Genomic DNA, 26218 nt, shown 5'->3' on the forward strand with positions numbered 1-26218 from the left:
ACCATCGGCTTTTGCCGAAGGTGAATGAGCGGATCGCCGTTTCGCGTGCGGCGCTCGTCGAATACCCAATTGTAAAGGAGATTCCGATGTACGACAAATCCAAACTATCCGAGTTGATCCGGTTCGCACGCATTGATGCGGGTGCCACCGTCATCGATGTTTATCCAGGCGACGGCGACTGGACGCGCCTGTTCTCCGACATTGTGGGGCCCGAAGGTCGGGTCGCCAGCTTCGTGCCGGCCGAAGTCGCGCACTTTAAGAACGATCCGGTCGGCCTCATGCGGACGCTTGCGAAGGAGCCGGGCCGAGAAAACATCGAAGCCGTCTCAGCGGACCTCGTCGCGATGCCGGAGATCACGCAACCAGCGGATGTACTGTGGCTGCACCTTTTCTACCACGATCTCCACACCGCGCTGATGCAGGCGAGGGGCGCGACGGCGGCCGGCTTCAATCGAGCTGTCTATGAGCTGCTGAAGCCAGGTGGGTTCTACGTCATTATCGATCACGCCGCCTCCGTCGGAGCCGGCACAACTGATGCCCAGTCATTGCATCGCATCGACCCCGCCTCCGTGCGCGAGGAGGTGGAGGCAGCCGGCTTCGTACTGGAGGCGGAAAGCACCCTGCTCGCGAACAGGAGCGATTCACACGCAATCAAGGTCTTCGATCCCTTGATCAAGGGCGCAACCGATCGCTTCGCATATCGGTTCGTGAAGCTCTGACAGAGGCCGGTGCCAACCTCAAGTCGACCTCCCAAAGATGCCAGGATACTACTCGATTGCGCCAGTCTGCAGCAACGTCTGCTTTCGGATCGCTGGAGAGCCTGCAAAGGTCGAGCTTGCGGGCGCTTCCCGTCGTGAGCACCCGAATAGCAGGCTGACGGCTCCCAGGAACAAAAGCAGGCGGTGTGGCGACCGGTATGGAGGCGCATTGTTGCCCGTCTGGAACAGAGCCGTTTGTTGACAGACTGCTATTTGGCGATGAAACGCAAGGGCAGCCATTCGTTCACTTTTGTTGCGACTCGCGATCGAACTAAACTCAGAGTTGAGTAATTTCCATCCAAGAAGGCGCGAGTTTGGCATCCCCCCTTATTGTGTGAGCTACCATCTCAGATCACAAGGTCGAACCTACCAGCCGCTGTACACGGTGCTTGCAAACGCCAAGCGCATTTAGAGCACTTCAGTCCGTTTGGTTTGTTCATGACCCAATGAATTCTGCACAGGTGCAAATGCCTTTTGGAATATCTAGACGCTAAGGATGGATTGTTGGTTCTTCTGATAGACAGCTCTTCCTTGTGGGCGGTGACTGGCCTGCTACCGGAGGCTTTGACACGGCTTCAGCAGCGTTCCCCATAGTCATGACACAAGACGGGCCACCTAAGAGCATTGCGGAGCAGAATCGTCGCTTTGGTCGTGTCTGGCGGGATGCCGACTCTGGTCACCAATCCAGCAGTAGTGACCGATATGGAGGGCGCGTCCGGCGACCAGGGCCGCCGGACAAAGCGTTGCCTTACTGCCATTCGCCGTTTGGCAGACGGCCGTGATAGGGCGTGTCGCGGCAGTGGCCCCAGGGTCCGATCCAGTAGCCGGGAGGGCAGACGCGATCGACAGCCGGCGGATAGTAATAGGGATCATAGGGCGGATAGTACGGTGCCGGATAAACTGGCCCCGAAGCGCCCATGGCAGCGGCGCCAAGCGCCGCGCCCGTCGCGAGCCCGACGCCATACCATGCGCCACGGCCATGCCAGCCGCCCCAATGGTCGATGAAGAGCGCCGCCGGGCCGTTTGCACCCGCAAGGCTTCCCTCAAGCACGGAAACATCGAAAGTCAGGGTCGTGCCATCGAGCTTCGGAGACTTCAGCGTAACGACGGCGTCGCTGACATCTGACCCATCGCCGGCAAGCATCGAAACGGTCGCGTTCGGTGGATCCTTGGTGAAGCTGTCCGGACCTTCATCCCATTGTTTGATGAATTCGTCTGTGGTGACATGGCCCGCAGCGCGCGCCGGTCGGTCGGCGAATACGATTGCGTTTCTCGATATGCCGGTCAGCGTCAGCTGGTTGCCCTCGAGTTTTGCGCCATCCGAATTCAGGACGGCGAGGGAGGGGATTGGCCCCGTCGGCGTGACCTGACCGATCGTCTTTTCCAGCGGCACGTGGGGTTTCCTGGTGGCATCTTGGGCAAATGAACCGCCAGCATTGAGCATGCTGAGGCTGCCAGCCAGGAGAAGGCTTAGGGCAGATTTCAATTTCATCGAACGATCCTTGGTTTGTGGGGAGGAAAGCCTTTCACTTCCCCGGGTTGACCGATTTAGGCTGTTACTTTCCAGTCTCGCAGTCGCTGGGCGGAGGGAGCCAAAGCGATCCTCCATCCACGCCACGGCCCCGGGCGCCTTTCGCGGGCAATTAAGACAGGGATATCACCGGGGTTGATATCTATTCCTTATTTTGCCGGCTTAAGAGTTACCTTGAGCACGCCTGCCGCAATATTGAATCCAGTTTCGCCTTCCACAGAAAGCGGCTGCAGCGAAAATGCCTTGTTGTTGCCGCCCACTAGCGCATTGGCACCACCGCCGACACCAAGGGAAGCCCCCGCGCCTAGCCCGACATATTCACCGGCCAGTGCTCCCTGCGGAAGTCCACGCAGGGCAGAGGCCACGCCCCAGATCAGATGGCCCTGATCAACCTTGCCGATCTCGACGCCATACTCATCGATACTACCGGAGTAAGTTTGGGCCTGTCCGCCATCCGGCTTGAACTGGCAATTGAGCGCCTGTTTACGGCTCAGGATTTCACCGATGCCCTTGGAGACGTCGCAAGACAGAATTCCGATCTTTGCGACGTCGGCATGAGCCGCTGGAATGCCAGCCAACAAGCACAAGGTGCCCGCAACGAGAACATTGGTGAGATGGTTTTTCAGATTGAAGCTCATCAACAATTCCTTCCTTCGTTAAATTTCGAGTTTTGCATGCGCATGATCACGGCCGGGCGATCGCACTGGTGTGCGGCGATGTGAATGACCTTGTCGCGCCTATCGACCCTCATGGGTCCCAACAGACGATAGCGGAAGCGATTGAAAGCAAGCATCAAAATCGGTAATCGCGCCGAGATACTTCGAATGCTGATCATCTCACCCAGCTCCTCCTCAAGACCACAGTCACATACCGGCGAGTGCCGTTTGCGTCTCATCTGTTTGCCAGTCAAATAGACTCATCCACCTTGTGTAGGTATTCCAAACGCGAAGCAAAACGTGCGAGAGTCGCCAATATTATACGATCGTATAATATTCAGTTTACTGCCTCATCATTGTTTTTGGGTACCTCCCCAAATTGATGGCGTCGGTGTTGAACTCGCGACACCGTATACAGACTTCATCGTAGGTGCGTTTGACACCGACTAGGGCTACGCTGGGCTTCAAAATTTGACACATGTGCAAGACGGTTGAAGCTTTGTTACCACTTCGTCCACGAGTATCTGCACCTTTGCGCTTATTCTCAGAATCCATAGCGTACCACAGGTTGCTGTCCTGAAAATTCAGGACCGTTAAGGCCGTTGGCGCATTGCGAAGTGATCAGCGTTCCTGCAATTACACCTTACAGCTGCTTGGGCGAAAGAGCTGACATTAGGCAATGGCCACCCCGTTGGCCCGAAGCGGTCGTACCGTCGCATGTGACGTTGCTGGGCGATTGCAAATCCAAATGTTGGTTTCCGCCCGTTTCAAAACGTTCTTTGACGCCTTGGGCAGATCACAAGATCAATTTGGCATCCCGATCCGCGCGTCGTACGGAACTGTTTACTTCAGAACATCATAAGCGCCGTCGATATTCGCGCATGGGGACCAAGCCGGTCAAACTGCTCCCAATTCATCGGCAAGAGAGGTGAAACTATCGACACAGCAGTCGACCCAACTCTCGGATGCGATGTCTGGCCGCGCATCGGGACCAAACTCAAGAGGACGCGCGACAAATGCAGTGTGCATGCCGAACGTCTTGGCTGCCCTCAGATCATATTTGTGACAAGCGACCATCAAAATCTCATGTGGACTATAATTCAGGTAGTTGACGGCCAGTTGGTAGACCGCAGGTGCCGGTTTGTAACTTCTTGCCAGTTCCGCGGTCAGTATTGCATCGAAGGGCAGTTGCGCATGCTTGACAACAGCCACAACCGCCGCCATTCCGGCATTCGACAATGTCGTCGTCAGAAAGCGGCGACGGAGGCGTGACAGCCCTTCGACGGCATCTGGCCATGGGTCAAGCTTTGTCCAGACGGCATTGAGATCGTCACGGTCTTGCTCAGTGAAATGGGCGTCGAGACCACGTCTTTTCAATAAGGTATCGAGCGCTTCACCGTAGATTTGATCGACCCTGATCCATGGCCGTTTCCCGTCGATGACTTCATCCAGCGTCGCCCGATAAAGCTCGCGCCATTCGGCCGCCACCTCTGCCCAGTTGATCGCAAGTCCTTTATTTTGATTGATTGCGGAACCGGCGCGCAGGACCGGTTGATAGAAGTCGGCGCAGGTACCCTGGACGTCAAAGGCAATTGCCCTCACCTCCTCATACCAAGCAGTCGGATGTTCCTTCACCATTTTGGTGTTCCTTTGTCATGGATACGATGTTGTTACGTTTGGGCTTGCGGTTTGACGTCGGAGTTGCGCGCGACGTCAGCGACCGCATCCCAAAGGAACGGCACGATAGCCCTCAGCACTAACAGCGATCCGCCATGCCAACAGCGGCGTTGCCGGTCGTGGCAAGCTGTGGAAATTACCAAGGGTTATTCGTGCCTTTAGATGCTTGTTTTTGCCTGGGCCGGAGTGTGCCGAGGAGATGGCGACCGCCTTGGCGCGATCGGTCCAAAACTCATCCTTGGTGCTCAATGGACTCTGCCTGAGAGCCGTCCTTCTCTCGAGACATACTCGGAAGAACGCCGCCCACGTCTCTTGGATAGTCATTCGCAGTCAGCATGCGTGCCTTGGCGGCGAAGTATTGCTCCACCCAAGCATATCGCTGGCTCGTTTTCGCGAGGCCAACAGAACTCGAGATGCTCTCCATACTGATGGTATGGCCGGCACACCCCCAGTTTCCTTCCGGCACTTCGTCGATGACGACGAGGATACTTTTCCCCGCATCGTCGCGACCAGCAGCGCCAGTTGCATCGACGATCGCCTGGTTGACCCACGCGTGCACCTCGCTCTTGTGCGGGCCATTCATGTAGCCTTCCGGAATGGTGACATGGACCAGGAACGGGCCGGGAGCGCTGATGAAGCTGTCCCCCGGGGCCCCTCCGATCCAGAAGTCGCCGAGCGCCCGTTTCTCAAAAAGCACCCAAGCGAAGGCGCGGCCGCCTTGTGTGTCAGCTCCGCCCTCCATCCGTATCAGGACGTTGGTAAGGGCTTGGGCCAGGTTGGCCTTGGCGACCTCATCGAGATCGCCATCTCTATAGTTGACAGTCATTATCGGCATGTCACTTACTCCTCAGAGCAAGGGCCCTGCCCGGGCAATCCGATGCTCGCACATCGCCTCGGCAGACAGGCGATTTGCAAATATCACGATAGGGGCAAGACGAGATCACGTCCTCAGCGACGGGCTTTCTCCCGTCATATCGGAGACCGTGCACGCCGGGAATGTGATTGTTATCGAAGCGGAGCTCAATGGCCGACATGATCGTGCTCCCATACCTTGATATTGTCCTCGTCGATCATGATCGTTTCGACAATGACTATGTCGCTGTCGTCCTCGCCGACCTCGATCTTGATTTCCAGATTCTCACGCTGGTAAAAGCCTGCGCTGTCACGCCTGTCCAGCTTGACGCCGTCAACCGAGGCCGATCCTTCACGGATGAAGACATACGCGCCGTGACCTGTACTGCGCAGGTCGTAGGTAAAACTCCTGCCGGCATCAGCCATTAGCCTCGAGACACGGAGATCCTGCGGTATCGGCAGCGCGTCATCAGCATCGCCGACAAGTTGAACGATCTCGTTGCGCCTGCGACGGTAGTCGAAATGCCCACGATAATAGGTAGGCGGCAGATAGAGCTGCTGCGGCATCAACCAGAGATAAATGACGTGCATATCCTCCGGCGTGACACTGAGTTCGGAGTGCTTGCCGCCCGATCCGGCCGAGAACACATAAAAGTCACCAGCCTTCAGGTTATCGACCATCCCCTCGCCAGCGGTGTTGAGATGCGTCAACTGTCCTTCGAAAACGAAGGCACAGATAACGAAGTTATGGTGCGGATGCATGTTGTAGCCGCAGCCGGCGCCGTGAAACACCTCATCGCCAAAGACACGGATTGGACCAAAGCCGGGACGTCCGCTCTGATAACTGTTAAAGTTGAAACTGGAAGCTCGGGTCACGAAGCCATCCGGATGCCCTGCGATATAGGATGCGCGTGTTCCATCCGATTTGATCATGTCGTGGCCGCGTTCATGATCGCGGATAACAAATGAAGTGCTCATGTTAGTGCTCCTGGGTTGAGGTCAAGCTGCGCCTGCGAGATCGCTTCCACCGGCCGAGTAGCCGATGAACACCATCTCAAACATATGCTTAGGCGTGCCGCAGTCGGGGCAGACCCAGTCGCTTGGGATCTGGTTCCAGCGCGTGCCGGCAGCGATGCCGTGCTCGGGCAAGCCGATAGCCTCGTCATATGAAAATCCGCAGCCAAGACACATCAGCCGCTTCAAAGGTTCTTCAATCATCTTCGTCTCTCCTGGTTAGTAGTGTGTAACGCGCTACGTGTGACACACTACTAATTTGGGAATGATGAAGAGTCAAGATAGCCCCTCGAAATTTTTTGCTTGTGTTGAACGTTGAATTTAATGCGACGCGTCCGTGGAAGGACTAACGCTCGCTAGGACCGGATAGATTGCAGCAAAGCCTCGGTGAAGATCGGTTGCCATGACCGGATATGATGCTTCAGCAACTGGCTCAATCCCTGGACATCCCCGATTTCTGCCAATTCAATGATCCGGTAATGCTCCGAAACAGAATCGCGTTGCCGCTCGCGGCCCGCGTCGCTGGATATACCGTAGAGCCGCATCTGGTCTCGCAACGACATGACAGTGCCTGTCAATAGCTCGTTGTCGGCCTGTTCCGTGAGCAGTAGGTGAAAGCGCCTATCTGCCTCGAGGTAGCTCGAAACGTCGTTATTTTCAACGGTCTTGGCGACATAGTCTGCGGCGTCCTTCAGACTGCTGAGATCCTTCTTCCGCTTGAGCGCGACCACCTCAGCAGCGTAGACCTCAAGCAATTCGCGCATGTCGAACAGATTGCGGAGTTGTGCAAGCGTGGGAGCTACGACTCTGAAGCCTCGGTTTCGAAGAGGCTCGATCAACCCGCTTCGGGCCAGTTCCAGCAGGGCCTCCCGCACGGGAGTTGTCGAAACTCCCAGCGTGACAGCCAGGCTCGGCACCGAATACATGGAGCCCGGAGCGCTGTGTCCAGAGATAATCTCGGAACGGACGTGCTGAAGCACCTGTTCCCTGAGATTGTTTTCCATTTGGCGTTCTAAAGAGAGGTTCATACGTGCCATGTAGCGCGTTACTTGGTCGATTTCAATCGTTATCATTATTTTTGTCGGTTTAAGATGCCAAAATCTTGAAGGGGTGCCAATGTCAAACCGAGAACGGCAGGAACCGGCTCTATCAAGGTTATCGGGACGGCTGGTTGACGCCTATGTTTTTGTGCTGATGGGGGTCTGACTTTATCGGACAACCTGGCTTAAATGTTCGTCGGCCTTTCGACGATTCCAGGGTCTTTGAGGTGCTTGTGGAACTCTATTCAGCACTCGTTGGCCTTTTTATTCCTTTGGCCGGCGGGCAATGAATTATCGATGCTTCCTACGTCATCGCAGCCGCCAATGATATCGGTGCGCATCTCGGCTGGAAAGTCATGGTCTACACATCACGCAGACCTTGCCTAATTTCGTCAATCCATTCTGGATACTGCCACTGCTGGGTATAGTTGGGCTCAAGGCCAGGGATTTGATCGAATTATACAGCAATCCAGTCCGCGCTCCACTTTTCCAGTCGCATTAGCTCTCGGAGCGATTCTTATGCCGACGTTTGTCTACCAACCGCCAATACTGCCCTAATCCTCCCGGCCGGGATGCCTGTTGGTATCGATGTATATCGAAAAAGCAGGGTAGCTGTGCCTGCCGCGGAGGCGGGTTCCACACGAGCCGATAGCTCGACGTCTACACTGAACCTGAAGGGCGGATGGGGAGGGTTGGCCATGTTTGGACGAAACTCTTCGCGCACGAACGAGGACCCCTTCTCAGTGATCCCTGCGAGTCGAATTGTTGTCGTGGACGCTGGGCACCGACGTTCGGACGCCGACGGTCCTATTGTGACTATATTCCATAACCTTAACGCTAATGGAAAAGGCATCGTCTGCCTGTTGCCAAAAATTTGCGTCGCCTCGAACTCTGTCATGTCAGTGGCGATGTCCGCCTCCGGGCACAAAAAATTGGCCTGTATGTCCTTATAGAAGGCGCATTGTTGCCCGTGGAACGGGGCCGACGGCCGACCGTCCGCTGCTAGGACACCCCACACGAAAAGCGGACATCAGAGCTCTGCCGCCGAGGTTCGGGATTGGCCAAAGCGGACATTTTTCCGCCGTCGCAGGTGCGCGCATCAAAGGGTGAGCATTGATGTGGGCGAAGACGCGGTGGGGGTCCTCGCGTGGGTGAAAAACTCGCGCCGAGTTGAGAATGGCTTCGTTCAAAAGCTTTATTCCGCGATGCGTTTAGGCGGGTATGGTGATTAATCGGCACCAATTGAAATTCGCGATTATATGGACGTATTTCGATCGACAGCGCGGAGGCGAGTTTGTTCAAGTGCGACGCTGTCCTTATAAACAAATGCGCTGGCGAACAGGGGTGCTTCGGTCTAAGCTAATTTACTCATGTCGAATCTGGAGTTTCTGATGCCGCCGTTTCCTGCCGAGGTCCGTTCCATTCTTAACCGAGTAATGGGTTCGTCGCCCGCTGATTTGCGGCTCGTCGCCCAGCGACTGCATGATCATGCGCTCGAAGAACGTATGTCGGGAGAAGAGTTACGATCTGCGTTGGAATTGCTCGGCTATCGCACTGTCGTGGAATTCTGCGCTGAATTGGGCATGCCAGCGCACGTAGCCGAACGCTGGGAGCGTTTCGGCGTGTCCAGCGAGATGAAACAGGTATTTGCCTACCTTATTAGTCAGCGCAAGCGCTTTGCCGAGGCTGTCGAGGAGTTTGAAGCCATCACCCATGTCGGGCTTAAAGATTTTCTGCGCAGCCGGGGCATAGTTTAACCTATCAGGGCAGTAGCCGTTTGGCTATCGGTTATGAGGACCCGTGCGGGCATGACTTTCAGCGCCGCCTTAATGGCTTCGACTTTGGAACTCCCCCCCGCTGCAATGACCACATTTGGTATCCGAGCGACAATATCGAGGTCGATGGCCATCACCTGACGATTTATCATATGGTCTACCAGCTTGCCTTCTCTGTCGATGAAATAGCAAAGAATGTTGGCAACTGCGCCTTGGGCCTTCAGGGGATCAACCAGTTCGTTCGGCACGATGCCGTGCCGGAAGATCGTTGATTGCCGCGAAATGTCACCCACGGTCAGAAGCGCGATATCTGCTCGAGCGGCCCGTTGGCGCACCTCCTCGAGGGTAGGCTGATGCCAGAGGGCCTCGCGCAATAGCTCATCGTCTACGATGACCGGCGCTGTGATCTGATAGCTGTCGATGTCGAAAGCCTCGGCCACTTTTGCTGCAACAATGGACGGGTTGATCCAACGCGAATGGGCGAGGCTCCCAACGAGCGCAACCACAGCCGCATTCGATAGCTTTCGACGCTCAATAAATCGGAGACTTGCAAAAAGTGTTGCGCCGCCGCCGATCGCGAGTGTCATGCCATCCTGCATTTGTTCGCCCAGATATTGTGCAACGGCATGCCCCAATGCGGTTTCCAGGTGCTCATCCGAACTCGGGGTCGGAATAACAATTGCCGAGGCGAGGCTCCATTGAGCCTCGAGTCTTCGTTCCAGAGCGATCTGCTCTGCCGTGGCAGTATTGATCGTTGTTATGACCAACCCCTCGGCAGTGCAGGCAGCAAGCGTTCGCATGACCTTGACACGGCTGACCTTGAGCTTGTCGGCAATTTGCTCTTGGGTCATGCCTTCAACATAGTACAGCCAGGCTGTCTTCACCTTTATGTCGGAGGAAACGATCGGGAGGGCTTCAGCTTCCATGGGCCGCTTTCTTTGTGTTGGCCGTTTCGTTTTACATCAAAACTGTTCAATTGTCATTGACATGAAACAAATGAACATTGATTATATGTTCAAGCAAGGGTGTTCATGGGTTACGGCGCCTTTGCATGGAGGATTAACTGACAATGCGTTTGCGCTTGTCGCAAGAGAACCCGGGAGGAAATTAACATGAACAAGTTGATGCGCATTGCCATAGGCGTGCCGGCCTTGTTGGCCGCCTCGATGTTTTGGGCATCGGCGCAGGCTGAATCGCTGATGCTATATACCTCGCAACCGGATACCGATGCGGCCAAGACGGTGGAAGCTTTCAAAAAAGTCAATCCTGATATCGACGTGCAGGTCTATCGTTCGGGTACGAGCGACATCATGAGCAAGCTTGCAGCGGAGTTCTCGGCCGGCGCGCCCCAAGCCGATGTGCTCCTCATTGCCGATGCGGTGAGCATGGAAGGCTTGAAGAAGCAAGGTAAGCTGAAGGCCTACGAGAAAGCTAACGTTGATGGATTTTCTACGGATTCTTATGATCCGGAGAAGACCTATTTCGGCAGCAAGCTCATCACCACCGGCATCGCCTATAACTCTGCGGCCACCGCCAAACCAGAACATTGGGCAGATCTCGCCAAGCCGGAATACAAAGGCATGATTGTCATGCCCAGCCCCCTCTATTCGGGAGCAGCCGCTTACATGCTCAGTGGTTTTGCCGCAAAACCCGAACTCGGCTGGGACTACTTCGAAAAGCTCAAGGCAAACGAAGTCGTGAGCGTACGTGGTAACGGCGCTGTATTGAAATCGGTGGCAAGCGGCGAAAAGCCATACGGCATTCTCGTGGATTTTATGGCACTCAACGCAAAGGCAAAAGGTTCACCCATCGAGTTTGTATTCCCGTCTGAAGGCGTGCCGGCTGTGACTGAGCCAGTGGCAATCATGTCCACGGCAAAAAACGTCCCTGCAGCAGAAAAGTTCGTCGATTTCATCCTTTCTGATGACGGCCAGAAACTCGCTCTAAGCCAAGGGTATCTGCCGGCCAAGCCCTCGGTTGGTCGCCCTGCCTGGCTGCCGGAAGGCATCAAAGTCACGGTCATGCCTATCGAAACTCAAAAGGTTCTCGAAACGACGGACGTCGACAAGCAAAAATTCTCGCAAATGTTCGGCGGCTAAGGAACAGCATGTTAACGCAGACCAAACAGCGTCAGGGCATTGACATGGCCCTGATCGCAGGGGTGACGCTTGTCGTCGCGACACTATCCATCCTCCCCATGGGACGGTTGGTGTTCGAGCTGGTAATGCCTCAGGGTAGCTTCTCGCTTCGCCCGATCCAGACGGCGATGGGCAGTTCGACTACCTGGACGGCAACGTGGCATTCCCTGCAAGTTGGTGTGGGAGGCACGTTACTCTCAGTCGTGCTGGGGACCAGCGTCGCTTTGCTGGTCAGCCTGACAGACGTACGCGCCAAGAGCCCATTCGTCTTATTCTACGTTGTTCCGCTGCTTATTGCACCGCAGGTAACGGCACTGGCCTGGCTGCAATTGTTTGGACCGGCCAGCCCCTTCCTCAAGCTCGTTGGCTTAGCACCAGCACTGGGTAGCCGGAATCCCCTTTATTCGACAACCGGCATTATCGTCTTGCTTGGTGTCCAATATGGTCCGCTGGTGTTTCTGATGGTGCGTGCGGGATTGCGAAAGCTTCCCCGCGAGTTGGTAGAGGCCGCACTTAGTTCGGGTGCAGGCCGCCTTACGGTCTTACGCACGATTATCCTACCGCTCATGACGCCATCGATAATCGGCGCGACGGCGCTTGCTTTTGTATCGTGTGTCGGAAATTTCGGTATTCCTGCTTTCCTGGGAATTCCTGCAAACTATCTGGTCCTGCCAACACTTATCTATCAGCGGTTGGCCGGCGGTGGTCCCGCCGTCTTGTCGGAAGTTGCTGTGCTTTCGTTCCTGATAGGACTGATCGCCATCGCCGGTATCCTGGCACAGGACTACACGTCACGCCGCCGAGATTATCGGATAGCGTCAACTTCATTGCCCGCTGCTCCGTTCGAGCTTGGGGGTTGGCGCATCTGTTTCGAAATTTTGATGTGGTCACTGATCGTGGTCGTTCTTATTTTGCCTATTCTCGGCCTGTTCCTCACGTCGCTTGTTTCGGCTTACGGCATACCGCTGAATGCGAAGACGGTAACGTTGGCTAACTATGCCTTCGTCATGTTCGACCACACTGCAGCAAGCCGTGCCTTTCTTAACAGCTTTGGTCTCTCGATAGCTGCGGCTCTCTTCGCGGTGGTGCTTGCCGTTCCACTCGCTTACCTCGTCACCTGGCGTGTACGGTGGTGGACAAATTTCCTGAATCTTTCCGTGGAATTGCCCTATGCCTTGCCTGGAGTGGTGCTTGCCATCGCCTCACTTCTTCTGTTTTTGAAGCCATTGCCGATTCTTGGGGTGCAGATTTACAATACGATCTGGATCATCTTCTATGCATATCTGGCGCGATTTCTAGTGCTGGCGGTCCGTCCGACGATCAGCGGCTTGCACCAAATTGACCGTTCACTTGAGGAAGCAGCGCAGGTTGCGGGTGCAAAGCTGCTCTATCGCATGCGCTCGATCATCTTTCCGCTCGTCGCCCCAGCGACACTTGCGGGCGGAATATTGATCTTCATGACCGCGTTCAGCGAGTTGACCGTGTCGGCATTGCTCTGGGCGTCAGGCTCCGAGACGATCGGCGTCGTGATCTTTTCGTTCGAACAGGGCGGTGATTCGAATTACGCGGCGGCCATATCAGTCCTCACCGTCGCTTTAACCTTCATTCTCATGCTGTTCACCAGTCTTTTTGCGCGGCATCTTCCAGCTGGAGTGCTCCCATGGCGGGATTAAAAATCAACAATGTGTCCAAAAGTTTCGCCGGGTTCAACGCGCTAACGAACGTATCGTTGGACGTGCGCGACGGTGAATTTGTCGCGATCCTTGGCCCTTCAGGTTGCGGCAAGACGACGTTATTGCGCTTGATCGCTGGCTTCGAGAAGGTCACAGAAGGCACTGTTACCGTCGACGGCAATCTGATGTCGAGCCCGTCTATCAACATACCGCCGGAATCGCGCAGAGTTGGAATTGTCTTCCAGAACTACGCTTTGTGGCCTCATATGACCGTTTCGGAAAATGTGGGCTACAGCCTCAAGGTCGCCAAGGTCCACAAGACCGAAAGACACCGGCGTATTGAGGAAGCGCTTGCTCTCGTCGATCTAAAGGGTTTTGGCGATCGCCGCCCTTCCAACCTTTCCGGAGGTCAAAGACAACGTGTGGCGTTGGCGCGCTGCCTTGTTTCTGCGCCATCCCTTGTCCTGTTCGATGAGCCACTCGCCAATTTGGACGTTCATCTTCGCGCCTCGATGGAGGACGAATTCGCATCATTCCATAAACGGACTGGCACTACGATCGTTTATATTACCCATGATCAGGCCGAGGCTATGGCGCTCGCAGATCGGATTGCCGTGATGGACAAGGGAGTTCTCGTCCAATTTGCAACCCCGCGCGAACTTTACGAACAACCCGCTACCGAGATGGTGGCATCGTTCATCGCGCAGGGCATGGTCTTCCCGATTGAGATTCTATCTGCGCAAAATGGCAAGTGCAAAGCGCGGATGCTCGGACACGACGTCCAGCTTCGATGCAGTTCGGATCAAAAGATCATTGCTCCGGCCACTGCCTGCATACGGTCGGCAGACATTGAATTGGTCGAAACCGGTGGCATTCCCATTGAAATCCAACGATGCATCTATCGCGGCGGCGGTGCCCGTATCGAGGCGAGACCGTTGGACGGGTCTGATCTGGAACTCCATTTCGATCTTCCTGAACCGAAACGACTCAAAGCTGGTGATCGAATACAAATCCGAGTCATATCAGGTTGGGTCATTCCGCAGGAGTACGTATCGTGATCCGCGTCGATCTGTTTGGCGGATTTGGCGAAAAGGGCCGTACCAGCGTTGGCATAGCAACGCAAACCACGAGCATAGTGTGCGATATTGGCATCAAGGTTGGCGCTGTGGGCAGGGAATACTACCCGGCTATCGACGATGATCAAATTTCCCGGGTCGATGCACTCTTCATATCGCACGCGCATGAGGATCACATTGGCGGCCTGAGTTGGCTTCAATCCCGGGGCTTCCGTGGTCAAGTTTATATGACGGCCGAAACGCTGTCGGAGGCGCCGGCCATGCTGGAACAGTATGCCGGCAATGGGAGTGGTCGCTCATTTCCTGTCAACCTGCAAGGAATCAGGACGTTTTTCGCGGGCGATGAAATAGATGTCGGCGATATTCGCATCGCGACCGGCCGTTCGGGCCACGTTCCGGGCGGCGTCTGGTTTGGTGCCGAAGCAGGTGGGTCGAACGTCGTCTATACTGCCGATGTTGTCCCCGAGAGCAACGTCCTTGCGATGGATGCGATCTCCAGATGTGATCTCCTGGTTCTCGATGCATCCTACGGTGCGGATCCGATTTCCGGAAATGAACGCAGCCAGGCTATTCGCGACTGGATCGGCAACCGGCAAGCGGGTTGCTTACTCCCGATCCCTCTGTCGGGCAAACCCCTCGAGCTAATGGCAATATTGCAGGGACGGTTCGCCATACATGCTTCGATGCGCGAACCAATCGCAGCTCAGATCGCTGCAAGTGACGCATTCTTGCCCGGTATCGCTCCGGTGCTGCAAGCGTGCCTCAATAGGGCGCTCGATTGGCGCGAAGAAGCCCCATTTCCGGATTGTCCTCTACTCACGTATGACGGCATGGGAAGTGCTGGTCCCTCGGTCCGAGCGATCTGTCGGGCGGCGGAGCAGAATTTGCCCATTTTGCTGACCGGTCACATACCTCCCAATACGCCGGCGAGTAGGCTCTTCTCGGAGAAACGTGCCGAATGGATACGACTGCCTACGCATCCGACCAGAGACGGAAGCGTGGCGATTTGGGAGAGTGCCGGCCGTCCGCCGGTTCTAGGGCATTCTTGCGTCGTGGAGACGCTTAAGGAACTGAAAACTTATTTGCCGAAACTGGATGTCACCGCCAAGTCGGGACAGCGGCGTATTGTGTGAAGCCCGATGTTGACCTGGAGCACTTTATGAGAATTCTTGTTTGTAACGACGATGGTATCGACGCGCCGGGGCTCGGAAAGTTGTGGGAAGCTGCGCGACTGGTGACCGATGACGTATGGATAGTCGCTCCGGATGGAAAACGTACAGCCGCAAGCTCGTCGATCACCATTGCTCGCCCATTGACGATGCGGCAAGCTGGCGAAAGGCGCTATTCCTGCTCAGGCACGCCAGCCGACTGCGTCGTTACCGCAATGAGTTGGTTGTTCAATGACCAGCCCAAGCCTGATCTCGTTCTTGCAGGCGTTAATGACGGTCGCAATGTCGCTGAAGATCTTGCCTACTCCGGTACACTGGGCATCGCCCGCGAGGCGACTTTCTGGGGGATTCCTGCGATTGGCTTTTCAAGAGTCAAGGAGCCACGTCAAACGCCCGCCGATATCCACTGGCTAACCGGCTTTATCAGGCGGGCATGGGAAGAGCGAAGCAAGTGGGCCGAGGCTGGACATTGGCTCAGCGTCAATTTGCCGGCAGACTTGCCGGCGTCGATCAGACAACCCCGTATCGGACGTGACAAGATTGGGCGGAGCGCTGACGTCCTCAATGAAGAAAATGGCGTCACCACGCTGATCGTGCCACGTGGCCGCGATCACAGCTCCTCCAAGGGGGATGAGAACGATCTCATTGATTTGGGTCATGTATGCGTAAACCGCCTTCACTGGTTCGGCGAGAGTAAGCTGGATCAAGGCTTCGTTGGGAGCCTGGCAAATTGATTTGTACGTGCACGCGCCATTGCTCTGCGGTCTATGCACTGAAGGAAAACATGAGGTGAACGGCTCTTCGGTTTTGTTGCACCTTGCGGGCGCGGTGGCGCTGCTACTTTGGGCAACGCGCATGGTCCGCACCGGTGTGGAGCGGGCGTATGGTGAACGCATGCGACAAAGCCTGCGCGGTGTCCTGCACAACCCTATGCTTGCCGCCCTTTGGGGCCTGATGCTCTCCATCGCCCTGCAAAGTTCGACGGCGGTGAGCCTGCTCGTCGGCTCCTTCGTCGGCTCCGGCATCGTCAGCGGCATTGCCGGGTTGATGGCGGTACGCGGCGCCGAGGTCGGCTCGGCCCTCGTGGTCAAAATCCTCTCGTTCGATCTGACCCTGCTGGTTCCGCTTTGCCTTGTGGCCGGCACAGCCATCTTCATGTCGACCGAGCGCAGCAACTGGCGGCAGATGGGCCGTATTCTTGTCGGTATCGGTTTGCTGGTGCTGTCGCTCCAGATGACCGGGCAGGCAACCGAGCCCTTGCGCAACAGCGACCTCTTGCCAGTGATCGTCGGTTACCTCGACACCGATCCCGTAACCGCTTTCCTTCTGGCGGCGGTCATGACCTGGCTGTTCCACTCGAGCATTGCAGCGGTGCTGCTCGTTGTCACCTTCGCCTCGCGCGGCCTGATCCAGCCTGAACTCGGCATCATCACGATCTGCGGCGTCAACCTTGGCTCGTCATTCATCGCCCCCATTCTAACCCGAAATGCGGCGCCGCAAGTTCGCATCGTTCCTATGGGCAACCTTTTGATGCGCGGGCTCGGTTCGGTCGTGATCCTGATCCTCTATCTGAGCTTTAAGCCATCGATTGCGTTCCTGGGCGCCGCGCCGGCCGATCAGGTGATCAATGGCCATATTCTCTTCAACATCATCATCCTCATTGCCGGACTTCCCCTCTCCCATCTCGTTCTCAAGGCCACGAAGGCTGTCGTCGCCATCAACGTACCAACCGAATCGCCTCGGTCGCTCGATCATGCCGAGCTCAGTGCCCTCGACGAGAGCGTGCTCGACACGCCGAGCCTTGCCCTTGCGAATGCGACACGCGAGGCGGTTGCCGTCTGCGAGACGGTTGAAATAATGTTGCGGCGGATCATCGACCTTTATGAGCACCCCGCGCAGGATCGCATCGACGAACTGTCGGCGCTCGATGACAAGGTTGACCGCAAGCACGCCGCCATCAAGCTCTATCTCGCCAAGCTGACCTCGCGACAACTTTCGGGGTATGAGATCGCCCGCGCCCGCGAATTGCTAGGTGCCTGCGTCAAGCTTGAACAGGTCGGCGACATCATCGTCCGCAACATGCTGGCTCTGGTGCAAAAGAAGATGGACCGCAAGCTCAAGTTCACCGACGAGGGTTGGCTCGAACTCAGCAATTTCCACGCCAAGGTCCTGACCAACGCGCGCATGGCATTCAATGTCCTTGTTTCGCGCGATCGCGAAACAGCACATCAGCTCGTGCTTGAAAAAGATCATCTGCGGGATGTGGAAAAGCAAACCAGTGACCGGCATTTCAGCCGCCTGCGCGAAGGCACGCCGCGCAGCCTGGAGACGAGCTCCATTCACCTCGACACGATCCGCGACTTAAAGCAGATCAACTCGCTGCTCGCTTCGATGGCTTACCCCGTGCTCGAGGAGCTGGGGCTGTTGAATACGACACGTCTGCGAGCGCTGTAAGGTCGAAACATACCGTATGTAAACCTAAGTTGCGACCTGAACTTAGCCCCAGAAAATACTTTGACATCTGCGAAGTATTGCGCTCGATTTCCACGACGTCTGCCGTGTAAAAATTGCTGATGACCAATCGTGAACAACGACCGCTGTTGGCGCAACTGCGACCCGCGTTGTCACTGCGTGTTGTCCGCTTTGCAGCGATAGCGACCGGTGGCTCGATGACCATTATCAGGGCGCGAAGCGGACATTGTGAATGTCCACAAGGAAGGCGCGAATCGGCCTTTTAGCAATCGAACTTCCTATGTCCGTAATGGGGCCGACAGTAGACTTCAGCCGTGTCCACGAGAAGCGTCACCCTGATGCAAGGCGTGCAAGCGCTACTCGGCAACCATGCATTCCTGCGCCTCCTGCTGGCATAACGCACCGAGTATGCGCGGTCCGTTGCTTTTTCTGTATTTTGTCTGCGGGATTGTGGGCGTCCCGCTTGCCGCATGGGCGGCAAGGATCGTCGGCAAACATAGGGCATGGTGTTATGCCATGGGCGTCGCATGTCTGGTATTTGCCTTCAGCGGCTTTCTTGACCGGGGTGATGTCGGCCCATTTGCGATAATTTGCGGCTTCACCGGACTGCTTCTCGGATTTGACCTCGCCCTGCCCGCTTCGATCCAGGCGGACGTCGTTGACATCGATACGGCCACCTCCGGCAGTCAAAGAACGGGGATATATTTCGCGGCCTGGAGTCTCGCTACGAAGTTTTCACTGGCTCTTGCGGTCGGGCTGGTGTTTCCGATCCTGCAGTGGTCCGGTTTTAATGCACAGGCTCAAGGCCAATCCGGCGCATTCGCTCTTGATGTGTTGAGCATGCTCTATGCTTGGCTACCGATCGCCTTCAAACTGGCAGCGATCGGCATCATGTGGAACTTCCCGCTTGACGAGGCAGCCCAACACAAGCTGCGCCAGAACATTGAACGATCCCAGAAATCGCGCTCGTCATCCAAAACCGAGCGCTTTGCGTATCCAGACGTATCCGAATAACGAAGGAGAAAACCTTGCGCCAGTGTTTGACGATTGCCATTGCCTTCATTGCCAGCAACCTTTTCACCGCCGCTTCGGCAAACGACCTTGTGCTGGAGAAGTACTTCACCGGGCATACTCGCGCGGACGGACAATTCAGTGCCAAATCGGGAATCGGTGCGATTTATGGGCGCTCAATAACTTGCTCGAAATTCCGTTCCGCGTATTGAAGTCGGACCGGTTAAGCTGAGTAGAGTTGTGGATTCCTTGCGGATCCCAGTCAGCCTTGTAAGTATCATTACAATGCGCCGACGTCGCGTGGACTAAAGTGAACTTTTAGAAAGCAAAAAGGGTTGGTATGTCATCCGAACTGTGCGTAACAGGCAAAACCGAGTTCGACTTCTACAAGCGCGAGAGCTACCGCCTCGCCGCCATTGATCGGCTCGACATCCTCGATTCTCCACGGGATGAGTCCATAGATCGCATTGTTCGCCTTGTGCAGAAGATTTTCACTGTAGATATCGGACTCGTTTCGGTGATAGATGCGCACCGCCAGTGGTACAAATCCCGTGTTGGCCTCGAATCCTCCGAAATTGCGCGGAGCGAGACGTTCTGCAAGTTTACCTTGGAGAGCGGGGAACTTATTATTGTACCGGATACGCTCCAAGACAGCCGTTTTCGAGAGCATCCCAATGTAATTGGTCCGCCGAACATCCGTTTTTATGCCGGCGCCCCGCTGCGCACGCGAGACGGTCACATTATCGGTACCGTTTGTGCAATCGGTACCCAATCCCGAAAATTCGGCGAAACCGAGTCGTCGATCCTTACCGATTTAGCCGATGTCGTCATGGACCGGTTCGAGCTGTCGAGGCTCGCTGCAACTGACGCGCTTACCGGAGCCCTCACCCGCCGCGCCTACAAAGAAGCCTGCAACCAGGCAATTTCGCTGGCGTTGCGCCACGGCCATGACTTGACCTGCCTGGTTTTTGATCTCGATCGATTCAAATCAATTAACGACACCTATGGTCACGCTGCAGGTGACGGCGTGCTGATAGCCGCCGCCGACACGGTTCTGCAGAATTTGCGCGACAGCGATATTTTCGGGCGATTAGGCGGCGAGGAGTTCGCAATCCTTCTTCCCTATGTCGACGCCAAGGGCGCTCTCTCGGTTGCGGAAAGACTGCGCACAGCAATTGCAGGGATGGAGCATTCACTGGGCCCATCGAAGGTGCAGGTCACCGCGAGCTTTGGCGTCGCATCATGCCGGGGTGCTATAAACACGATCGACGCACTACTGGCATCGGCTGACGCCGCGCTCTACAACGCGAAGAATGAAGGTCGCAACCGATGCATCCTTTGGGACGGAGATGCAGATGGCGCGCGCTTCGCGCGCGCCGCCGTGCTCAAGGCCGGTGCGATCCTATATAATCACTATGGCTCGGTCGTCGATTGCACGGTGAAGTCGCTCGGTCAAAAGGGTGCAGGGCTCGTCGTAACGGACACTCGAACGTTGCCCAACGAATTCACCCTTGTAATCGGCGCCGACGGCCTGAAAACCTCATGTCGCATTATCTCACAAGACAGCCGAAACGTTGAGGTGGAGTTTTGCTGAAAAGGAAGAATGCCATCGATTTCTGCTACGCAGATGGGCTATATATGGAATCTAAACAGCGCCGTGCCGGACGCTCTTGGTAATTGCCACCGGCTGCCCACCCATGTCGGCCGCGCTCTCGATGACCCGTTTGAAAGGTTCGCAGCTGCCTTTATCGATGAACATTGCGCCATTGACAGCAGTCTTGGTGGCACGCAAACGGCTCTCGCCTTTGATGTCGAAGGGTACCCCAAAGCTCTTCAACCAAACCTCCAACCGCCACCCTGCCGGCAAAGCCCGATTGAGGGCTCGTAGCCGGCGGAGCCGCCCGAGATAGTTTCGGCCAAGCATCAACCGACTGATCTGGCAAATCGATTCGCATGCGCCAATGTTACAGAAGGTTCATCGGCGTGACTTCCTCCGGTTGGGTTTTCCGAAAGCTGGAGAGGCGCGGCATGGGGCTTTCTCCCTTGTGTTACGGGTTAGCTGCCGGTCCGCTACCGGCCCCATCTGGTCATTCAAGTGCACTAACTCAATGATTGCTACAGGGCACTTTGACTCCCCCGCCTTGAACGGAATCGAACCATCGACCCACTGCTTCACAATTCGGCAAATCATTGGAATGGCTAATCAAACCCAAAAGTACGGTTTAGGCGGATATTCAACCTAATCTCAAGGGCTTCTGTTAAACGATCATTATTCAAGCAAAAACCACTAGATCCAGCTCACTGTTGCGCGGTCATTGGCCCTCTTCCACGACCGGTTTCGTCGCCCTGCGGTCCCCCGCCGTAAGCATGATCGATTTGTTTGGTGGGCCCTGATTAGGCTGACAGTCGCAACGAATGCCTCGATTTTTATCGATAATTTAAAGAGCCAATTGACCGAAGATCTGGGATCAAATTGATCGCTTACAAGCGGTTATTCCTCAAGAAGAATTGTTCTATCTACTGCTAGCGATCCAAGAAATGCCGCGTCGTGGCTGACAGCCAGCACCGCACCGTCATATCCAGCCAGCGCGGCCTCCAGCGCGGAGATGCCGTCCAGATCAAGGTGATTGGTCGGCTCGTCCAAGATCAGAAGCCTGGGCGGCGGGACCGCCCCAAGGGCACAGGCGAGACCGACGCGCAGGCGCTCGCCCCCGCTTAATTCGCCCGAGTAACGCAGGGCATCCGCCGCACGGAAACCAAACCGGGCCAGCGCGGCATGTGCCATATGAGCATCTGCCACAGGGTTCAGGTGCAGGAAATTCTCGCGCAAGGTCAGTACCGGATCGAGCAATCCGACATGCTGATCCAGCATCGCGAACGGCACCATCAGCTCCACTCTCCCGCATTGTGGCATGATATGCCCGGTGATGATCTTCAGAAGCGTGGTCTTTCCACTCCCGTTCGGCCCGGCAATGACGATGCGCTCGGGACCCGTGATGGTGAGTGACAGATCTCGGATAACAGGGTGCTCGGGATCATAGCCGCCGGTCACGCCATCCAGCCGCAGGATAGTCTTGCCCGGTGCAAGGTATGTTGAAGGAATGTCCATGCGCACAGGCTGCAGGAGTTCGATCCGCGCGCGCTGCGGATAGCATCTCATCCGCCGCCTCACGCTGGGCATCGCGCAAACGTGCGCCGGCACCGCCTGAGGCTTCGGCCCGGCCCTTGGCGGCATCCATCAGGATTTTCGGCTGATCGCCCTTTGCCCGCGCCCGGCGCCCCGCGCCGTCCTTGCGCGCCTTGCGCTCGCTCGCCTGCTGCGCGCGCCACGCCGCGTCAGAGCGTGTCTTTTCCGCATGGGCAAGGTCACGGACTGCAGCATCCAGTTCAGTATCCTTGCGTTGCCGGAAGGAGCTGTAGTTCCCGCCATATCGGGTCGCCCCAAGCGAAGTCAGTTCGACGATGGCATCCATTTCGTCCAGAAGCTCACGATCATGGCTGACAATGATTGCCCCGCCTGCCCAGCCCCGAATGAGGTCAATCACCGTTCTGCGCCCATCCCCGTCGAGATTGTTCGTAGGCTCATCCAGCAACAGGAAATCCGGCTCTTCATGGATCAAGGCGGCAAGGGCGGCACGGCTACGCTGTCCACCGGATAATGTCGCAAGCACTGTTTGCGGCTCGGTGGCCAGGCCGCAACGCAAAAGCGCGGCCTCGATCCGCGCGGGCAGAGTCCAATCCGCCTCGGCTAGTTCATCGGCCTCCGCAAGCCCCGCCTCGGCCCGTTCCACCAAATCGAGTGCGGCGCCCGCACCGAACAGATCGGCGATGGTATCGCCAGGATGTTCCAAAGCATTCTGACGCATCATCGCCATGGTGCCAGAAATCCGCACTTGACCATCAGCGGGACGTAAATCACCCGCAATCAGACGCAGGAGAGTGCTCTTGCCCGTGCCATTTCGCCCGACGATGCCGGTGCGCTCAGGTCCAAAGGTCAGGTTGATGTCGGTGAAAAGCGGCGGTCCGTCAGGAGTGAACCAAGACAGTCTGGAAAGGGAAACTGATATAGGCATGGGGCAGAACTTCTCGCAGGGAAACCGAAGGGGTGAAGGCTGCGAGGTAAAGGTCCATGTCGAGAGTTTCTCCTGTTGAAAGACGGAGTGAAGGTAGTGCTTGCTTGGGCCGGTTGCAAGCCAGAGCCAACAGCGGCTTCGAGCCGAAAAAGCCGAACACAGATTTCGCTGGCGCTCAGTCTTCCTGCTCTCCCGCTCCGTCCTGATCGCCTTCAGCAATTCCAATCTGGACAAGTGCACGTTCAAGAACTTCGAGCTCCTGTTCAGTCATGCCCTTGAGGCGAGAGAGGTCTACAACCTGTAGCGGGCCACCGCGCGGACCGGTCAATTGTTTGTTGTCGATGAGCAAACCATGCAGTTTGGCCTTGCCCATTATGGCGCTCAAAGCGGCCGCGTGTTGGCCTACATTGGTAGCGCCTGCCCTCGCTTGCTCAAGCTCTTCGGTCAGGCTCCCAGACAAACCAGGCGTTGAGCATCGGCGGAGCGCCCTGCCCCGTGAAATCGATCTTCCAACGCATCAGGTAGACGCGTGCCGGCGGATGTTGCGCCCAGAGCCGTTCGTGGCCGCCCGCGCCAGGCCATGACCAATTCATCAGGAGGGCCATATATTCGACCTGCAGCGTCTCCAACGCGTGCCAGATCCAGCGGCCCTTGCCGTCACGGCTGTTGCATTCGTTGAATGGTGGATTGGTCACGATCGCGTATGACGGGAACGTCTCGAGGGTGAAGTCGTAGAAATTTTTGATCACCGCACCGAACCCGCGATCGACCAGATCGGACGCAAATACGTCCAGGCCAAGGGCTTCCATCTCGCGGACCATGGCACCGTCACCGGCGGCCGGCTCGGCTATCTTATCTGGATCGCCAACAACGTTGAAGGCGGTCCCGAACTACCTCTCACCAAGATCGATAATGCGATCGTAACGAAGCTCGTAGCGAAGCGTCGTGGCATGCCCACGTCCCGGGGAACTCGGCCGGCAAACTCCACTGTTAAGAGGCATACCGAATACTTCCGCATGATGATGCTCGAGGCGAAGAAGGTCTGGAAAATCGCCGTCGAGGACATAGAGTGGAAGAAGTTCATGCTGGCGGAAGAGGTCATCAAGACTGAAGCCAGCCCGGACCAGGAAGCATTCCTGATGACCATCTTGCGCGGCGACTATGCGCCCGCTGTGCGCTTTACGCTCCTGACCGGTGTGCGCCTCGAAGAAGTGGTGGGACTGGACTGGACCGCAGTTCGCTTCCATACCCGCGATTTCACTGTATGGGGCAAAGGCAAGGACGGGCTCAAAAAGGAACGCACCATCCCGATGAGTAAGGCGGTCTATGATCTCTTGTGGTCGCTGAAGGATGACCACGCAACTGCCGTCTTCACCTATATCGCAAAGCGCACCAGCGACGGTCGCACAAAAGGGTTACGGTACCATAAGATACCGCCTCCTGGACGCAACGCGTGCATACGCCCTCGAAACGAGTACTGACGAGACAGAACTGTCCGACCTGATTGAACGTCACGCGACTTACTACCTTGGATGGCTGGAGGAAACCGGGGCCGAGTGGCCGACTTTGGGAAGCGGGATACAGCGGGCGCTGCATCTGGCAGGACTCTCCAATGCGCGTGCAGCACTCAAATCCTGCTTTGCCACTGGCGCTACTGAAATCGGGATACGTTTGGCAGTTGCGGCCGCTCCGGTTTTTCTGTCGATGTCTCTCCTGACCGAATGTCATCGCTGGTCAGAGCGGGCGCTTCTGGCCCTGGACGGCACCGTTGGCCACGAACGAGACGCGATGCATCTTCTTGCAGCCTCGGGAGTATCCCTGATGTTCACACTTGGGGGAAAGGATGCAGCGCGTGTTGCCCTGAAACGGAGCTTCGCGATCGCCGAAGAATACGGCGGGCCGCTTGATCAGCTTCAGGTGCTCGGTCCGCTTCAGATGTTTCACCTACGCACTGGAGAATTTAAAGCCGCCCTGAACTATGCGAAACGCTGCTCGACCGTGGCGGGAGCGCTTGAGGACACGGTGTCTGTTACCCTGGCTCATTCCCTGATGGGGATATCCCTTCATCTTGGCGGACATCTTGACGCGGCCCACACAGAGCTTGAGTCGGCACTGGTTCCTCGTCCGCTCATTCCACACAACACCACCCTCTATCTTGGCTTCGATAGTAAAGTTCTGGCAGGTGCTATTCTTGCAAGGAACCTGTGGCTGCAAGGTTTTGCCGATCAGGCACTGGAGCGGGTGAACCTGACGCTCTCAGAGGCTGCAAACAAGGACCATCCGTTGACGCTATCAATAGCCTTGATATGGGCTGCTTCGTTGTTGCTGTGGACGGGAGACCTGGACGGTGCAGATCAATACATTGATTGGCTCTTGTCTCGAGCCGAACCTCACTCACTCGGACCATATCTTGCTGTCGCACGTGGCTTAAAGGGGGAACTAGCGGTCCGGCGCGGTCACGCAAGGGATGGTATAGGAGCTCTGCAGGAGGCGTTGGAAAAACTCCACGCAGCGCCGTATGAACTTCTTACCACCCCCCTCAATATTGCACTCGTTCAGGGCCTTGCTGCCACGAACCGATTTGATGAAGCCTTCTCGCTGATAGACACAACAATCGAATTGGTGGAGTTACGAGGCGATCTTTGCTACATGCCTGAGTTGTTGCGCGTGAGGGGTAATCTTTCTCTGACAACTCCGCAAGCCAGTGTGGATGAAGCGGAGCGGTGTTTCCAGTCATCAATCAAACTAAGCCAACGTCAGGGTGCGCGCGCGTGGAAACTGCGTGCCGGAACCGATTTGGCTCAGCTTTACGTTGACCGTGGCCAGACAGACCATGCGCAAGCGTTGTTGCAGCCGTTGTGCGAACAAGTTGTTGATGGTCTCTCCACTGCTGATGTTAGAGCGGCGACCAACCTTTTGGCTACACTGCGATAAAAGGGAGAACTTCAGGCAACGATCGCTATCGAAGCCAGCACCTTCTGGCTGGGCATCGGCATGGGTGGCCGTGTCATTGACTGGCTGGACCAGTTTCTGTCTGATAACACCGGCAAGGTCAGCCTTGCAATCAGCGATATCGACACTCTGCTGTTCGATCTTGGTGCGGGCCGGCGTTGCCAGGGCGCCGGACCTCGGAGTTTGCCTTGCCGCCTTCAAGGGGCGTCGGCGGTAGACTTGTTTTCTTGGCTGACCCGCTGCGATCACGTTCTGGCCGACCAAGACAAACGGCAGCTTTTGGAAAATTGCCATAGCGATCTGAACGTCCGGAATCAAGGCGCTTAGCGGTCATCGCATAGTAACCGCATT

At 56.3% G+C, this 26218-nt stretch carries 24 protein-coding genes and 1 pseudogene; 13 read left to right on the plus strand and 12 right to left on the minus strand.

The window, feature by feature from the left end; all coding sequences use genetic code 11:
* The first annotated feature begins 86 nt into the window (after window positions 1-86).
* Window positions 87-719: a class I SAM-dependent methyltransferase gene (locus GF108_RS19620; protein WP_153670035.1), complete on the plus strand. Its 633-nt coding sequence runs from the start codon at window positions 87-89 to the stop codon at window positions 717-719.
* Window positions 720-1506: 787 nt separating this feature from the next.
* Here the strand turns inward: GF108_RS19620 and GF108_RS19625 are convergent.
* The 7 genes from GF108_RS19625 to GF108_RS19655 all read right to left on the minus strand — a co-directional run bounded on the left by GF108_RS19625 (window position 1507) and on the right by GF108_RS19655 (window position 7561).
* On the minus strand, window positions 1507-2250 hold the full coding sequence (locus GF108_RS19625; protein ID WP_246664034.1) for a hypothetical protein: 744 nt from the start codon (window positions 2248-2250) through the stop codon (window positions 1507-1509).
* A 188-nt stretch (window positions 2251-2438) separates the two neighbouring features.
* Window positions 2439-2927 (minus strand): DUF992 domain-containing protein, encoded by a 489-nt coding sequence (locus tag GF108_RS19630; protein WP_153670036.1) that lies wholly within the window; start codon window positions 2925-2927, stop codon window positions 2439-2441.
* Between the two features lie 915 nt (window positions 2928-3842).
* Window positions 3843-4583: a haloacid dehalogenase type II gene (locus GF108_RS19635; protein WP_153670037.1), complete on the minus strand. Its 741-nt coding sequence runs from the start codon at window positions 4581-4583 to the stop codon at window positions 3843-3845.
* Between the two features lie 271 nt (window positions 4584-4854).
* Window positions 4855-5457: a tautomerase family protein gene (locus GF108_RS19640; protein WP_153670038.1), complete on the minus strand. Its 603-nt coding sequence runs from the start codon at window positions 5455-5457 to the stop codon at window positions 4855-4857.
* A gap of 185 nt (window positions 5458-5642) precedes the next feature.
* On the minus strand, window positions 5643-6452 hold the full coding sequence (locus tag GF108_RS19645) for a pirin family protein (protein WP_153670039.1): 810 nt from the start codon (window positions 6450-6452) through the stop codon (window positions 5643-5645).
* 21 nt (window positions 6453-6473) lie between these two features.
* A complete protein-coding gene (locus tag GF108_RS19650; protein ID WP_153670040.1) occupies window positions 6474-6692 on the minus strand; it encodes a rubredoxin in 219 nt (72 codons plus the stop codon).
* A gap of 152 nt (window positions 6693-6844) precedes the next feature.
* On the minus strand, window positions 6845-7561 hold the full coding sequence (locus GF108_RS19655; protein ID WP_246664035.1) for a GntR family transcriptional regulator: 717 nt from the start codon (window positions 7559-7561) through the stop codon (window positions 6845-6847).
* Between the two features lie 1358 nt (window positions 7562-8919).
* Between GF108_RS19655 and GF108_RS19665 the strand changes: the two genes are divergently transcribed.
* Complete coding sequence (locus tag GF108_RS19665; RefSeq protein WP_113281398.1) at window positions 8920-9285, plus strand: hypothetical protein; 366 nt, start codon at window positions 8920-8922, stop codon at window positions 9283-9285.
* On the opposite strand, the gene GF108_RS19670 is transcribed toward GF108_RS19665, so the two are convergent.
* The gene (locus tag GF108_RS19670; RefSeq protein WP_091923527.1) at window positions 9282-10229 is read right to left on the minus strand and encodes a sugar-binding transcriptional regulator; all 948 of its coding nucleotides are present in this window, start codon (window positions 10227-10229) and stop codon (window positions 9282-9284) included. The two genes, GF108_RS19665 and GF108_RS19670, sit on opposite strands and share 4 nt — an antisense overlap.
* A gap of 186 nt (window positions 10230-10415) precedes the next feature.
* Here GF108_RS19670 and GF108_RS19675 point away from each other — a divergent pair, with 186 nt between their 5' ends.
* The 8 genes from GF108_RS19675 to GF108_RS19710 all read left to right on the plus strand — a co-directional run bounded on the left by GF108_RS19675 (window position 10416) and on the right by GF108_RS19710 (window position 20436).
* Complete coding sequence (locus tag GF108_RS19675) at window positions 10416-11402, plus strand: ABC transporter substrate-binding protein (protein WP_051615081.1); 987 nt, start codon at window positions 10416-10418, stop codon at window positions 11400-11402.
* A gap of 8 nt (window positions 11403-11410) precedes the next feature.
* Window positions 11411-13114, plus strand: coding sequence for an iron ABC transporter permease (locus GF108_RS19680; RefSeq protein WP_027232320.1), 1704 nt, complete (start codon window positions 11411-11413; stop codon window positions 13112-13114).
* Window positions 13102-14172 carry an ABC transporter ATP-binding protein gene (locus GF108_RS19685; protein WP_153670041.1) on the plus strand — a complete coding sequence of 357 codons (1071 nt, stop codon included), beginning with the start codon at window positions 13102-13104 and terminating at the stop codon, window positions 14170-14172. The genes GF108_RS19680 and GF108_RS19685 overlap by 13 nt, the downstream gene beginning before the upstream one ends.
* The gene (locus tag GF108_RS19690) at window positions 14169-15323 is read left to right on the plus strand and encodes an MBL fold metallo-hydrolase (protein WP_370462237.1); all 1155 of its coding nucleotides are present in this window, start codon (window positions 14169-14171) and stop codon (window positions 15321-15323) included. The genes GF108_RS19685 and GF108_RS19690 overlap by 4 nt, the downstream gene beginning before the upstream one ends.
* A gap of 26 nt (window positions 15324-15349) precedes the next feature.
* Window positions 15350-16093, plus strand: coding sequence for a 5'/3'-nucleotidase SurE (locus GF108_RS19695; RefSeq protein WP_153670043.1), 744 nt, complete (start codon window positions 15350-15352; stop codon window positions 16091-16093).
* A 55-nt stretch (window positions 16094-16148) separates the two neighbouring features.
* Window positions 16149-17813 (plus strand): Na/Pi cotransporter family protein, encoded by a 1665-nt coding sequence (locus tag GF108_RS19700; protein ID WP_370462238.1) that lies wholly within the window; start codon window positions 16149-16151, stop codon window positions 17811-17813.
* A 426-nt stretch (window positions 17814-18239) separates the two neighbouring features.
* Window positions 18240-18845: an MFS transporter gene (locus GF108_RS19705; protein WP_246664036.1), complete on the plus strand. Its 606-nt coding sequence runs from the start codon at window positions 18240-18242 to the stop codon at window positions 18843-18845.
* A gap of 337 nt (window positions 18846-19182) precedes the next feature.
* The gene (locus tag GF108_RS19710; protein ID WP_153670045.1) at window positions 19183-20436 is read left to right on the plus strand and encodes a sensor domain-containing diguanylate cyclase; all 1254 of its coding nucleotides are present in this window, start codon (window positions 19183-19185) and stop codon (window positions 20434-20436) included.
* Between the two features lie 51 nt (window positions 20437-20487).
* Here the strand turns inward: GF108_RS19710 and GF108_RS19715 are convergent, their stop codons facing one another.
* From GF108_RS19715 to GF108_RS19730, 4 genes and pseudogenes are all read right to left on the minus strand, one after another.
* Complete coding sequence (locus tag GF108_RS19715; RefSeq protein ID WP_153670046.1) at window positions 20488-20679, minus strand: hypothetical protein; 192 nt, start codon at window positions 20677-20679, stop codon at window positions 20488-20490.
* A 654-nt stretch (window positions 20680-21333) separates the two neighbouring features.
* Window positions 21334-22915: pseudogene (locus GF108_RS19720) on the minus strand (ABC-F family ATP-binding cassette domain-containing protein).
* A 175-nt stretch (window positions 22916-23090) separates the two neighbouring features.
* Window positions 23091-23288 (minus strand): hypothetical protein, encoded by a 198-nt coding sequence (locus GF108_RS19725; RefSeq protein ID WP_153670047.1) that lies wholly within the window; start codon window positions 23286-23288, stop codon window positions 23091-23093.
* Between the two features lie 58 nt (window positions 23289-23346).
* A complete protein-coding gene (locus tag GF108_RS19730; protein WP_210386107.1) occupies window positions 23347-23736 on the minus strand; it encodes a hypothetical protein in 390 nt (129 codons plus the stop codon).
* A 195-nt stretch (window positions 23737-23931) separates the two neighbouring features.
* On the opposite strand from GF108_RS19730, the gene GF108_RS19735 reads away from it, so the two are divergent.
* From GF108_RS19735 to GF108_RS19745, 3 genes are all read left to right on the plus strand, one after another.
* Window positions 23932-24396, plus strand: coding sequence for a tyrosine-type recombinase/integrase (locus tag GF108_RS19735; protein WP_172982681.1), 465 nt, complete (start codon window positions 23932-23934; stop codon window positions 24394-24396).
* Window positions 24397-24736: 340 nt separating this feature from the next.
* Entirely contained in the window at window positions 24737-25849 is a 1113-nt protein-coding gene (locus GF108_RS19740; RefSeq protein ID WP_172982682.1) for a hypothetical protein, read from the plus strand.
* Between the two features lie 60 nt (window positions 25850-25909).
* The gene (locus tag GF108_RS19745; protein ID WP_153670050.1) at window positions 25910-26194 is read left to right on the plus strand and encodes a hypothetical protein; all 285 of its coding nucleotides are present in this window, start codon (window positions 25910-25912) and stop codon (window positions 26192-26194) included.
* Window positions 26195-26218: the final 24 nt, after the last annotated feature.

The sequence above is a fragment of the Phyllobacterium sp. SYP-B3895 genome (genome assembly GCF_009647635.1).
GTDB lineage: Bacteria > Pseudomonadota > Alphaproteobacteria > Rhizobiales > Rhizobiaceae > Phyllobacterium > Phyllobacterium pellucidum.